This is a genomic window from Pseudomonas sp. R19M, from assembly GCF_050312585.1.
Classification (GTDB): Bacteria; Pseudomonadota; Gammaproteobacteria; order Pseudomonadales; family Pseudomonadaceae; genus Aquipseudomonas; species Aquipseudomonas palleroniana.
The window spans coordinates 17,966-30,763 of sequence record NZ_JBNPJV010000063.1; the positions used below are offsets into that span (position 1 = coordinate 17,966).

General features: G+C 61.6%; 9 protein-coding genes. 1 reads left to right on the plus strand and 8 read right to left on the minus strand.

The window, feature by feature from the left end; all coding sequences use genetic code 11:
• Positions 1-74 precede the first annotated feature (74 nt).
• Complete coding sequence (locus tag ACQRBT_RS13570; RefSeq protein ID WP_412047729.1) at positions 75-1,787, minus strand: ShlB/FhaC/HecB family hemolysin secretion/activation protein; 1,713 nt, start codon at positions 1,785-1,787, stop codon at positions 75-77.
• A 703-nt stretch (positions 1,788-2,490) separates the two neighbouring features.
• On the opposite strand from ACQRBT_RS13570, the gene nadA reads away from it, so the two are divergent.
• Positions 2,491-3,549, plus strand: coding sequence for a quinolinate synthase NadA (nadA, locus tag ACQRBT_RS13575; protein ID WP_060754176.1), 1,059 nt, complete (start codon positions 2,491-2,493; stop codon positions 3,547-3,549).
• A 64-nt stretch (positions 3,550-3,613) separates the two neighbouring features.
• Here the strand turns inward: nadA and ACQRBT_RS13580 are convergent, their stop codons facing one another.
• The 7 genes from ACQRBT_RS13580 to ACQRBT_RS13610 form a co-directional block, all read right to left on the minus strand.
• Entirely contained in the window at positions 3,614-4,102 is a 489-nt protein-coding gene (locus tag ACQRBT_RS13580; RefSeq protein ID WP_060754175.1) for an RDD family protein, read from the minus strand.
• 95 nt (positions 4,103-4,197) lie between these two features.
• On the minus strand, positions 4,198-4,410 hold the full coding sequence (locus tag ACQRBT_RS13585; protein ID WP_034109143.1) for a cold-shock protein: 213 nt from the start codon (positions 4,408-4,410) through the stop codon (positions 4,198-4,200).
• Between the two features lie 390 nt (positions 4,411-4,800).
• Entirely contained in the window at positions 4,801-5,925 is a 1,125-nt protein-coding gene (gene gcvT / locus ACQRBT_RS13590) for a glycine cleavage system aminomethyltransferase GcvT (RefSeq protein WP_412047730.1), read from the minus strand.
• Between the two features lie 39 nt (positions 5,926-5,964).
• Positions 5,965-7,341 carry an L-serine ammonia-lyase gene (locus ACQRBT_RS13595; protein WP_090368888.1) on the minus strand — a complete coding sequence of 459 codons (1,377 nt, stop codon included), beginning with the start codon at positions 7,339-7,341 and terminating at the stop codon, positions 5,965-5,967.
• A 148-nt stretch (positions 7,342-7,489) separates the two neighbouring features.
• Complete coding sequence (gcvP, locus tag ACQRBT_RS13600; RefSeq protein WP_161549374.1) at positions 7,490-10,330, minus strand: aminomethyl-transferring glycine dehydrogenase; 2,841 nt, start codon at positions 10,328-10,330, stop codon at positions 7,490-7,492.
• A 10-nt stretch (positions 10,331-10,340) separates the two neighbouring features.
• On the minus strand, positions 10,341-10,724 hold the full coding sequence (gene gcvH / locus ACQRBT_RS13605; RefSeq protein ID WP_090368891.1) for a glycine cleavage system protein GcvH: 384 nt from the start codon (positions 10,722-10,724) through the stop codon (positions 10,341-10,343).
• Between the two features lie 404 nt (positions 10,725-11,128).
• Complete coding sequence (locus ACQRBT_RS13610; protein ID WP_104994680.1) at positions 11,129-12,637, minus strand: sigma-54-dependent transcriptional regulator; 1,509 nt, start codon at positions 12,635-12,637, stop codon at positions 11,129-11,131.
• Between the last annotated feature and the right edge of the window lie 161 nt (positions 12,638-12,798).

The window sequence follows — 12,798 nt, forward strand, 5'->3', positions numbered from 1 at the left end:
ATCCGCAACGTGCGTTGTTCGTTGCAACGTCACTGTGGTGGTCAGGTGCAGCGGTTGTTTCAGGCTGATCCGGGTTAAATCTGCAGGCTGAGGCGTGTCAGCCAGACTTCGGGCTCCTGGCCGAAACCTGCGGGTGTGTTGAGGCTGCGTTGGTAATCGAAGTCGAGCTGTACGTTCTTCCAGCTCAGGTTGAGCCCGGCACTGGCACCGCTCAGGCGTTGGCCCGGGGCACCGTGTTCACGCTTGACCCAGCCGTTGTCGAGGCCAAGTCGTGGGGTGATCTTCACTGGAAGATTGTTGTTGAGCGGCAGGCTCAGGGTGTTGCGCCACAGCGCGCCGATGGCGCCGGACGCACTGTTTTCGCGATAGCCACGTACCGCCGAATCGTCGGTGCCCAGCAGTTGTTCAATAGCGGGCAACGCGTCGGGGCTGTATTGCGCGGATAACTGGCTCTGCCACTGCCACGGTTGCCCGACCCATTGGCCGTTGCGCCATTGAGTCAGGTTGGCGCGGTACTTGTGAAATTGCGCCTTGGGCAGATTCTTCTGTGTTGAGTCAGCGTCACGATCAGCGCCGAACCAGGTCAGGCCCTGGGCGTAATTGACGTCGAGGTTCCACACGGCACTGTTGAGCCAGAACAGGTTCACCCCGGCCTGGGCCACGGTCAGCGTGGGGCTCTGAATCTCCAGGTGGGCTTTTTGCAGGTAGCTGTCGACGTCCTTGTAGGCCAATTGCAGGTTGGCGCTGAGTTGATGGCCTTGGTCGCGCCACAACACCCGGTCGCTGCGCAGGCTGACCTGATCGGTGCGGCCGCCGTTGTAGAGCGTCGTGCGGCCGACGGTATAGGGCGAGCGGTATTCGACATGGCTGGCGAACAGGCTGTAGGTCCAGTACCCGTAGGGGATCGAATAAAACAGACTGTGGCTGCGGCTGTAGCGCGGGCCATGGTTGAGGGTGTCGCTGAAGCTCAGGTTGAGCGAGTCGTTGAGCTCCAGTGGGCTGTCCAGGTTCAGGTTGACGGCGTTGCGATCGCGCCCGGTGCCGGCGCTGCCGAGGTTATCCAGCCCAAGCCCCAGCGCCCAGCGCGAGGCGCTGCTGCGTGGGCGCAGGAGGATGCGCGAGGCGCCGGGCGCGCCGCCTGGTGCGATGTCGGCGGTGAGGTCGACCGAGCGCAGGCGGTTGAGTTGGTCCAGGCCCTGTTCCAGGTCGCGCAGGTTCAGCGGCTTGCCCAGCATGCCGGGGAACGCTCCGCCCAGCGACACCGGCAGGCTCTGGTCAGCCAGCTCGATGGCTTCGAGGTAGCCTTCTTCGACGTGAATAGCCAGCGGCTGGCCGGCGGTCGGCTTACTGACCAGGTACGGACGACTGGCGATGTAGCCGGCGTCGACATACAGGCGGGTAATCTCGGCCAACAGGCGGTTGATCTGGGCGACGCCCATGCAGGGGGCCACGTAGGGTTCGATGCGTTTGTTCAACTGCGCCTTGCTGAACAAGGTGACACCAGCCAGGCGCGTGCCGCTCAGGGGCCAGCAACGCTCATCTTTGGCGGTCGCAGGCAAGGCCGGCGTGGCCACGGCGGGAGCGAAACTGCCGCGTTGCAGTTGGCGCTGGCGCTGCTCCAGTTGTAATTGCTGCAGATCGCGCTGTTGTTGTTGCTGCAAACGCAGGGCTTCCAGATCGGGCTGCGGCCCATCGGCGGCACCTGCCGGTAGCGCGTACAGGCAGAGCAGGGCGATGCCCAGTTTCTGGATACCCCACAGGCGTTCGGTTGAGGGCTGACTCGGCACTCGACTTCCTTAACGTAATCACACAAACGATGCCCCTGAGCCAAATCGTGAAGCCGGGGGACTTGCCATACTTGAGCCATCATTAAACGAATTGTTACATGGGTTGTAGGATTTATTGCAAAAAACGTGAGTAATGCCGCGTTATTTAGTAAAAAATCGCACGGTTTTGGTGCGCTCAGGCTGGGTTTATGCCTTTTTGGTCTTTGTTCTCGGGAGAGTCTGGCGGGAAGTAGCTTGCGGGGTGGTTTTGATTGTTGCGTTGAATCATCTTAATCGCCGCGTTTATCGGCAGTGTGCTGACCCACTGCTTGCCGCTTCTGAGCAGGGGCTACGGCAATCAGCCAGTTTGGACATGGCTCTTTTGCGTCAATGTTGCCGCCCGCGCTGTCAATTTCGGAGGTTCGCCCAGGCGCGATTACCTGGCGCTGCTTGAGCATGCGGCCCAGGCCGGCAAAAAATCCCAGGAAATCCCGGCCAGTCTGCAAGACTCGATTCTGCTGCAGGACGGCCCCGCCGTTATTGCCCGACAGGCGCGCCTTTAGAAAGCCAGATTAGGCTTTTGAATCCATTGGATATTCTGTAGCCTTGCGCAGCTTCACCCGTGCTTGATGAATACAATCACTTCGTCCGGCGGTGCCCGAAGGGCTCCAGAGCCGGTGGTACACTCGACTTTCGCGCAACTGCGCCTGCAGGTCTTGCGAACATGACGCAAATTTCCGAACGCCTACTGGTTCAAGCCCACCTCGACGCCAAGCAGCCCAAGGCCCTTAGCGCCGATGAAGAGGCGAGCCTGCGAACCGCCATCGCCGCTGAGCTTAAAGCCCAAGACGCGGTGCTGGTTGCCCACTTCTATTGTGACCCGGTGATTCAGGCCCTGGCCGAAGAAACCGGTGGCTGCGTTTCCGATTCCCTGGAAATGGCCCGCTTCGGCGCCGCTCACCCGGCCAAGACCGTACTGGTCGCCGGTGTGCGTTTCATGGGCGAGACCGCGAAAATCCTCACGCCTGAAAAACGCATTCTCATGCCGACCCTGGAAGCCACGTGCTCCCTGGACCTGGGCTGCCCGGTGGATGAGTTTTCGGCGTTCTGCGATCAGCATCCCGAGCGCACCGTGGTGGTGTATGCCAACACCTCGGCGGCGGTCAAGGCCCGGGCAGACTGGGTCGTGACTTCAAGTTGCGCGCTGGAAATCGTCGAAAGCCTGATGGACAACGGCGAGACGATCATCTGGGGGCCGGACAAGCACCTGGGCACCTACATCCAGCGCCAGACCGGGGCCGACATGCTGCTGTGGGACGGTGCCTGCATCGTCCACGAAGAGTTCAAGTCCAAGCAATTGGAGGACATGAAGGCGTTGTACCCGGATGCCGCCATCCTGGTGCACCCGGAGTCGCCGACGTCGGTGATCGAACTGGCCGACGCCGTGGGGTCGACCAGCCAACTGATTGCCGCTGCCCAGCGTTTGCCGAACAAGACCTTTATCGTCGCCACCGACCGCGGCATCTTCTACAAGATGCAGCAGCTGTGCCCGGACAAGGTCTTTGTCGAAGCGCCTACCGCCGGCAACGGTGCCGCGTGCCGTAGTTGCGCACACTGCCCCTGGATGGCGATGAACACGCTGGAACGCACGCTGCAATGCCTGCGTGAGGGCAGCAATGAGATCTTCGTCGAGCCTTCGGTGATCCCGCAGGCCGTGCGGCCGCTCAAGCGCATGCTGGATTTCACCCAGGCGGCGCGTCTCAAACTGGCCGGTAACGCCTGACTTGAGTCGGGTCAAACTGTGGGAGGGGACTTGCCCCTCCCACAGTTGATAGGTGTCCCTGGGATTATTTCTTTTGCTTCGGGATTCGCACCAACTGCGTATCCGAATAGATGTCGTGCCAGCTGCGTTTACGCTTGTCGAACAGCGACCAGGCAAACCCCAACCCCACGCACAACCACGACGCAATCGCGACCACAAAGCGCAGCAGCGCCTGCCACAGGCTGATGCGTGAGCCGTCGGCGTTCTGTACGCGCACGCCCCACACCTGCATGCCCAGGGTTTGCCCCGAATGGGTCCAGAACTTGGCGAAGAACCCAAACAGCACAAAGAACAGAAGGGTCGACAGCAACGGGTCACCGTCCAGTGCCCCGGACTCGGTGAGGGTGCGCATCCTGGCTTCGCCGATAAAGGCGATCCACACCAGCTTGTAGATAAACGCCGTAACGATCAGCAGGGCGGTGCACAGCAGGAAGTCATAGAACATTGCTGCCAGTCGACGGCCCAGGCCAACGGCGGGGAATTCGCCTTGGGGACTCAGCAGGGGTTTGGACATGGCAGGGCTCTCAAGATAAAAAAGCCATTCTACGAACAAACGCGCATAAAAAAGCCCCTGATGTCACCATCAGGGGCTTTTTGTCGCAGGAAGGATCAGCCTTCTGCTTGTACTTCATCAGCCTGCATGCCTTTCTGGCCCTGCACGGCTTTGAAGGTGACTTTCTGGCCTTCTTTCAGGCTCTTGAAGCCGTTGCCCTGGATAGCGCGGAAATGCACGAACAGATCCGGACCGCTTTCTGGAGTGATAAAACCAAACCCTTTTTCGTCGTTAAACCACTTGACGGTGCCGCTCTGACGATCTGACATTTTCTTCTTTCCTTTGACGCTAAAAATTAATGACAGCCCCTTTCACATGAAAGAGTACTGGGCTGAGTTGCAGGAAAGTAAGAGACGTCGAACGGGTTGTAGCAAACTTTGGCTACTGCCCAGGTCCAGGTTCAAAGCGACCCATGCAAACACAGTAACCAAACTCTACGCCAACTAAGACAGAAAATACAAGCCCCGCCAAAAGCCCAGGTTTTGCTTGGCTTCATGACACTTTGGTCAACAGTGCCCGGTTGGCTTATTCGATAGAAAGGATCACTTGTTATAGGTTTACTTCTAGTGCATTGACTATCGTCAATGCACTGTTTTATGGCGGTTGCGTTACAGTTTAGTGCACGTTAACGCAACCGCGTTACTTATAGGAACAGTCACTCAGCCACGATAGTAACGTTGTGGCACAAATGGCATTTTACTTACACGAAGTGGCACCTTTTTCCCACGCACCAACGCAGAGACTTCGGTGTCCAGTGCGGTGTGTGTGCTGTCCAGGTAACCCATGGCCAGTGGGCCGCCCAAACTTGGACCAAAGCCACCGCTGCACACGCTGCCGATCACGGTGCCGTGGGCGTCGACGATTTCCGCACCTTCACGCACCGGTGTGCGCTCCTGGGGCAGCAGGCCAACGCGCTTGCGGCTCACGCCGGTTTGCTGCTGGGTGAAGATGCGATCTGCGCCGGGGAACCCACCGGCACGTGCGCCGTCGGCCCGACGAGCCTTGGAGATCGCCCACAACAGGCTCGCTTCGATCGGCGTGGTGTCAGTGTTCATGTCATGGCCATACAGGCACAGGCCGGCTTCCAGGCGCAGCGAGTCGCGGGCACCCAGGCCGATGGGCTGTACTTCGGTTTCGGCCAGCAGGCTGCGGGCCAGGCTTTCAGCGTTGGCGGCCGGCACCGAGATTTCGAAGCCGTCTTCACCGGTGTAGCCGGAGCGGCTGACATAGCAGTCCACGCCCAGCAGGCGCAGGCTGGCGAACTGCATGAAAGTCATCTGGGTGACCTGCGGCGCCAGGCGCGCCAACACCTTCACTGCCGCCGGGCCTTGCAGGGCCAGCAGGGCGCGTTCTTCGAACAGCGGCTCGATGCTGCACTGCTCGCCGATATGCTTGCGCAGGTGCGCCAGGTCCTGGTCCTTGCAGGCGGCGTTGACCACCAGGAACAGTTCGTCGTTACCCAGGTTGGCCACCATCAGGTCGTCGAGGATGCCGCCTTGCTCATTGGTGAACATCGCGTAGCGTTGCATGCCGAACGGCAGGTCGATGATGTCGACCGGTACCAGGGTTTCCAGGGCTTTGGCGGCATTGGCGCCGGTGAGGCGGATCTGGCCCATGTGGGACACGTCGAACAACCCGGCCTGTTCACGGGTGTGCAGGTGCTCCTTCATCACGCCCAACGGGTACTGTACCGGCATGTCGTAGCCGGCGAAGGGCACCATGCGTGCGCCGAGTTCGATGTGCAGCGCATGCAGTGGGGTTTTCAACAGGGTTTCGGTGGACATATTCAGCTCCTGAAAAACGTGCCGGCGCGCCGTGGGGCGTCAGCACTCGATAATGTTGACGGCTAAACCGCCACGGGCGGTTTCCTTGTATTTGCTTTTCATGTCGGCGCCGGTCTGGCGCATGGTGCGGATCACCTTGTCGAGGGACACAAAGTGCTGCCCATCGCCACGCAAAGCCATGCGCACGGCATTGATCGCCTTGACCGAGCCCATCGCGTTGCGCTCGATACAGGGCACCTGCACCAGCCCGCCAATCGGGTCGCAGGTCAGGCCGAGGTTGTGCTCCATCCCGATCTCGGCGGCGTTTTCTACCTGGGATACCGTGCCGCCCAATACCTCGCACAACGCGCCGGCCGCCATGGAACAGGCCACGCCGACCTCGCCTTGGCAACCGACTTCGGCGCCTGAGATCGAGGCGTTTTCCTTGTACAAAATGCCGATGGCGGCGGCGGTGAGCAGAAAGCGCACCACGCCATCTTCATTCGCGCCCGGAATAAAGCGCATGTAGTAATGCAGCACCGCCGGCACGATCCCGGCTGCACCATTGGTGGGCGCCGTGACCACGCGCCCGCCGTTGGCGTTTTCTTCGTTGACCGCCAAGGCGTAGAGGTTGACCCAGTCGAGCACCGACAGTGGGTCGCGCAGCGAGGACTCCGGGTTCTTGCACAACTGCCGGTGCAGGGCGGCCGCACGGCGCTTGACCTTCAAGCCACCGGGCAAAATCCCTTCGTTGCGACAACCGGCGTCCACGCAGTCCTGCATCACCTGCCAGATCTTCAGCAGGCCGACGCGGGTTTGCACTTCGGGCCGCCAGGCACTTTCGTTGGTCAACATCACCTGGCTGATGGACAACCCATAGGTGGTGCAATGGCCCAGCAACTCCTTGGCGTTCTTGAACGGGAAGGTCAGGGCCGTGGCGTCTTCGACAATCCGGTCGGCGCCGGCCGCGTCTTCATCCACCACGAAACCACCACCGACCGAGTAGTACTCGCGGCTGCGGATCTGGATGCCGGCGGCGTCGAAGGCGCGAAAGATCATGCCGTTGGGGTGGTAGGCGAGGGGTTTGCGAATCATCGCCAAGTGTTCTTTCTCGTTGAACACAATGCTGTGTTCACCGAGCAGATTCAGGCGGCCATCTTGGCGCATGTGGGCCAGGCGGGCAGCCACGGTGTCGGTATTCACGGTATCCGGGTGTTCGCCTTCCAGGCCCAGCAGCACGGCCTTGTCGCTGCCGTGGCCTTTGCCGGTGGCGCCGAGGGAGCCATAGAGTTCCACCTTGACGCAGGCGGTGGCACTCAGCAGGTTGTCACGCTTGAGCCCCTCGACAAAGCGAGCGGCGGCGCGCATCGGGCCGACGGTGTGGGAACTGGAGGGGCCGATGCCAATCTTGAACAGGTCGAACACGCTGAGGGACATGGTTGTTCTCCGGTTTCTTATTATTTGGCTGGGTCAGTGTGGGAGGGGGCTTGCTCCCGATTGCAGTGGTTCAGCCAGCTTATCTGTAGCTGACCCACCGCTATCGGGAGCAAGCCCCCTCCCACAGGGGACCGAGTTGACCTTTCGGTTATGCGTAGCTCTCGATCGAAGGGCACGCACACACCAGGTTACGGTCGCCAAACACGTTGTCCACACGACCCACCGGTGGCCAGTACTTGCCTTCGATCAACGACGCCACCGGGTACACCGCTTGTTCACGGCTGTACGGATGCGACCATTCACCCACCAGTTCCGCCGCGGTGTGCGGCGCGTTCTTGAGCGGGTTGTCGTCCTTGTCGAGGGTACCGTTTTCCACCGCGCGAATTTCTTCACGGATGGCGATCATCGCGTTGCAGAAGCGATCCAGTTCTTCCTTGGATTCACTTTCGGTCGGCTCGATCATCAAGGTCCCGGCGACCGGGAACGACATGGTCGGCGCGTGGAAGCCGAAGTCGATCAGGCGCTTGGCCACGTCGTCCACGCTGATGCCGCTGCTGTCTTTCAGCGGGCGCAGATCCAGGATGCATTCATGCGCGACCAGGCCGTTGCTGCCGGTGTACAGCACTGGGTAGTGCTCTTCCAGGCGACGGGAAATGTAGTTGGCGTTGAGGATCGCCAACTGCGAAGCGCGCTTGAGGCCCGCGCCGCCCATCATGCTGATGTACATCCAGGTGATCGGCAAAATGCTCGCGCTGCCGAACGGCGCCGCGCACACCGCGCCTTCCTTGCGTTCCATGGCCGCATGGCCCGGCAGGAATGGCGTCAGGTGGGATTTCACGCCAATCGGGCCGACGCCCGGGCCGCCACCGCCATGGGGGATGCAGAAGGTTTTATGCAGGTTCAGGTGGGACACGTCGCCGCCGAACTTGCCCGGCGCGCACAGCCCGACCATGGCATTCATGTTGGCGCCGTCGATGTACACCTGGCCGCCGTTGTCATGAATGATGCCGCAGATCTCGCGGATGCCTTCTTCGAACACGCCGTGGGTAGACGGGTAGGTGATCATCAGCGCGGCGAGGTGGTCGCGATGCTCGATGGCCTTGGCCCGCAGGTCTTCGATATCCACGTTGCCACGCGCGTCGCACGCGGTGACGACCACGCGCATGCCGGCCATGTTGGCGGTCGCGGGGTTGGTGCCGTGGGCCGACGAGGGGATCAGGCAGATGTCGCGGCGCTCTTCGCCACGGCTTTGGTGATAGGCACGGATGGCCAGCAGGCCAGCGTATTCACCCTGGGAACCGGCGTTCGGTTGCAGCGAAATCGCGTCGTAGCCGGTGGCTGCGCAGAGCATGGCTTCCAGCTCGGACGTCAGTTGCTGGTAGCCGGCGCTTTGTTCGGCCGGGGCGAAGGGGTGCAAGGCACCGAATTCGGCCCAGGTCACCGGGATCATTTCGCTGGCGGCATTGAGCTTCATGGTGCACGAGCCCAGCGGGATCATGGTGCGATCCAGTGCCAGGTCCTTGTCGGCCAGCTTGCGCAGGTAGCGCATCAGCTCGGTTTCCGAGTGATAGCGGTTGAACACCGGGTGGCTGAGGATCGGTGACTGGCGCAGCAGGGCGGCCGGCAGACTGCTTTCAACGCTGGCGTTGAAGTCCGGCAAGGCTTTGCCGTCGGCGAAGATCGCCCACAGGGTTTCGATATCGGCCTGGGTGGTGGTTTCATCCACCGAGACTCCCAGACGCTCGGCATCCACCACACGCAGGTTGATGCGCTGGGCGCGGGCCTTGTCGTGCAGGGCTGCGGTGTTGGCGCCGGTGTTGAGGGTCAGGGTGTCGAAGAAATTCGCTTGTTCGACCTGTTGGCCCAGGGCGGTCAGGCCCTTGGCCAGGATCGCGGTCAACTGGTGGACGCGCTGCGCGATCTGGGTCAGGCCTTTTGGACCGTGGTACACGGCGTACATACTGGCGATGTTGGCCAGCAGCACTTGGGCGGTGCAGATGTTGCTGGTGGCCTTTTCGCGGCGGATGTGTTGCTCGCGGGTTTGCATGGCCAGGCGCAGTGCCGGCTTGCCGAAACGGTCCACGGACACGCCGACCAGACGCCCCGGCATATCGCGCTTGAACGCATCCTTGGTGGAGAAGTACGCCGCGTGCGGGCCACCAAAGCCCAGGGGGACGCCGAAGCGCTGTGCGCTGCCGATCGCCACGTCTGCGCCGAACTCACCCGGTGGGGTCAGCAGCGTCAGGGCCAGCAGGTCAGCCGCCACGGCCACCAGGGCGTTGGCGGCGTGGAAGCGCTCGGTCAGCTCACGGTAGTCGAACACGTCACCGTTACTGGCCGGGTATTGCAGCAGGGCGCCGAAGAACGGGCTGACGTCGGTCAGTTCGCGCTCATCGCCCACCACCACGTCAATGCCCAGCGGCTCGGCACGCGTACGCAGCACGTCGAGGGTTTGTGGATGGCTGTGCACCGAGGCAAAGAAGGCATTGCTGCCCTTGTTCTTGCTCAGGCGCTTGCAGAAGGTCATGGCTTCGGCGGCAGCGGTGGCTTCGTCGAGCAGGGAAGCGTTGGCGATCGGCAGGCCGGTGAGGTCGCTGATCAAGGTCTGGAAGTTCAGCAGCGCTTCCAGGCGGCCTTGGGAAATTTCCGGCTGGTAGGGGGTGTAGGCGGTGTACCAGGCCGGGTTTTCCAGAAGGTTGCGCAGGATCGGCGAGGGGGTGTGGCAGTTGTAGTAACCCTGGCCGATGTAGGTCTTGAACAGCTGGTTCTTGCCGGCGATGGCCTTGATCTTGGCCAGGGCCTCGGCCTCGCTTAGGCCATCTTCCAGGCCGAGCACGCTGGTGCCCTTGATGCTTTCCGGGATCACGCTGGCGCTCAGGGCTTCCAGGGAATCGAAACCCAGGCTGGCGAGCATTTGCTGCTCATCCGCCTGGCGCGGGCCGATGTGGCGGGCAATGAATTCGTTGGCGGTGCTGAGATTGATCGTCATGGCGGGCTCCTCAAGCGTCAGCGTTGGCTTTGATCAGGCGGTCGTACGCATCCTGATCCAACAGCTTAGCCAGTGCACCGGCATCAGCCGGTTTGAAGCGGAAGAACCAGCCTTCGCCCATCGGGTCTTCGTTGACCAGTTCCGGGCTGTCGCTCAAGGCTTCGTTCACTGCCAGCACTTCGCCGGTCAGCGGCATGTACACACCGCTGGCGGCTTTTACCGATTCCACGGTGGACGCTTCGGCACCCTTGTCGTAGCTCTGCAACTCCGGCAGTTGCACGAAAACCACGTCACCCAGCGCATTCTGCGCAAAAGCGGTGATACCCACGGTGACGCTGCCGTCAGCTTCGGCGCGCAGCCATTCGTGATCTTCAGTGAAACGCAACTCGCTCATGGAAACTCCTCAGGGCCAGATTCGTCTGGTGGACGGGATTGGAATAATGGGGAGTTGCTTAGCAATATTGCGGCCAATCTTATAAAACCGTTATAAAACAGTCAGTTATTAAAAATAGTTATAGCGCTATGCGTTTTGGCTGTAGCGATTTCGCTACAGCGCGACCTGCGAAAAAAGCCTATGCGGATCAAAGCCTTGCATGGCGCGCAAAAAACAGGGTTGTAGCGATATCGTTACGCTGTAGCGCTTTCAGTACAGCCGATGTCGTTCCTGGACCTAATTTGCAGTGCACTCACCTGTGGGATGGGGCTTTCTCCCGATGGCGGCAAATCAGACACCTCATGTGTTGGCTGATACACCGCTATCGGGAGCAAGCCCCCTCCCACAATTGGATCGCTGTTCAGTCAGGGTTTGTTGGGGATGCCGTATTTACGCAGGCGATGGGCGATGGCCGTGTGGGAGGTCTGCAGGCGGCTCGCCAGTTGGCGGGTCGAGGGGTAGCTGGTGTAGAGCGTCTCCAGCAGGTTGCGCTCGAAGTCTTCCACGGCCTGTTCCAGGCTGTCGACTTCGCCGTCGCTCTGGCGTGCTACCGACGTGCCGGCGATGTCCAGGTCGCCGATGTCCACCAGGCTGCTTTCGCAGATGGCGGCGGCGCGGAAGATCACGTTTTGCAGTTGGCGCACATTGCCCGGCCAGCGGTTGCCGAGCAACGCCGGGTAGGTGCCGGGCGCCAGGCGGCACACCGGGCGCTGGATCTGCGCGCAAGCCTGCTGCATGAAATAGCGGGCGAGCAGCAGGATGTCCTGGCCGCGTTCGCGCAATGGCGGCACTTCGACGTTGAGCACATTGAGTCGATAAAACAGGTCTTCGCGAAAGGTGCCTTCGCTGACCATCTTCTCCAAGTCACGGTGGGTGGCGCTGAGGATGCGCACGTTGACCCGCACTTCACGGTCGCCGCCCACACGACGGAAACTGCCATCGTTGAGAAACCGCAGCAACTTGGCCTGCAAATACGGCGACATCTCGCCGATCTCATCCAGGAACACCGTGCCCTGGTTGGCCAGTTCCATCAGCCCCGGCTTGCCGCCGCGCTGGGCACCGGTGAAGGCGCCCGGGGCGTAGCCGAACAACTCACTCTCGGCGAGGTTCTCCGGCAGTGCCGCGCAGTTCAAGGCCAAGAACGGCGCGCTGTGCCGCGCACTGCTCGCATGGCAGGCCCGCGCCACCAACTCTTTGCCGGTGCCGGTTTCGCCCTGGATCAACAGCGGTGCATCCAGGGCGGCCACCCGCTGCGCGCGCGCCTTGAGGGTGCGGATCACCGCAGACTCGCCCAGCAGCGCATCAAAACCTTCGGCATGGTCGTGGTGCAAGGCCGACAGCTGTTCACCGATGCGGTTGGGTGGGTAGAGCGTCAGCAGGGCGCCGGCGTCGGTGATCGGCGTGGCGTCCAGCAGCAGGGTCTGGCCGTTGACGCTGATCTCGCGCAGGGGCAAACGAAAGCCCTGTTCCAGCAAGGTCTCCAGCAGTGCCGGGTCGTTGAACAGCTCGCTGATGCTTTCCCCGGCGGGTTCGCGACCATACAAGGCGATCAGTGCCGGGTTGGCCAGCAGGATCTTGCCGGCACTGTCCAGGGCCAATACCGGGTCGGTCATGGCGGCCAGCAGGGCGTCGAGCTGCAGGTGGCGACGCTGGCCGGGGAGGATATCCACCACCGTCACCGCTTGCACCCCCTGCACGCTGAACAGCGCATCGCGCAGCTCTTCCAGCACCTCGGCGCTGAGAGTCGGTGCGTCGATGTAGACGTTGGGCGGCACCATTTCCACCGCATCCAGGTTGAGATTGCGCCCACCGAGCAGGGCCAGGACTTCCTGGGTAATGCCGACGCGGTCGATGAAGCTGACGTGGATACGCATGGGGTGGTGTTGGGTTCTGTGATGCGGAAGGTGGCCAGTATGCCTTGCAGACGATCGAGTTCAAACTGTGGGCGATCTGTAGTGAGCGGGCTTGCCCCGCGCCGGGTGGCGCAGCCGCCCTGAACCCAGGCACCTCGGTCTTTCTGAAGCACCGTGGCGTC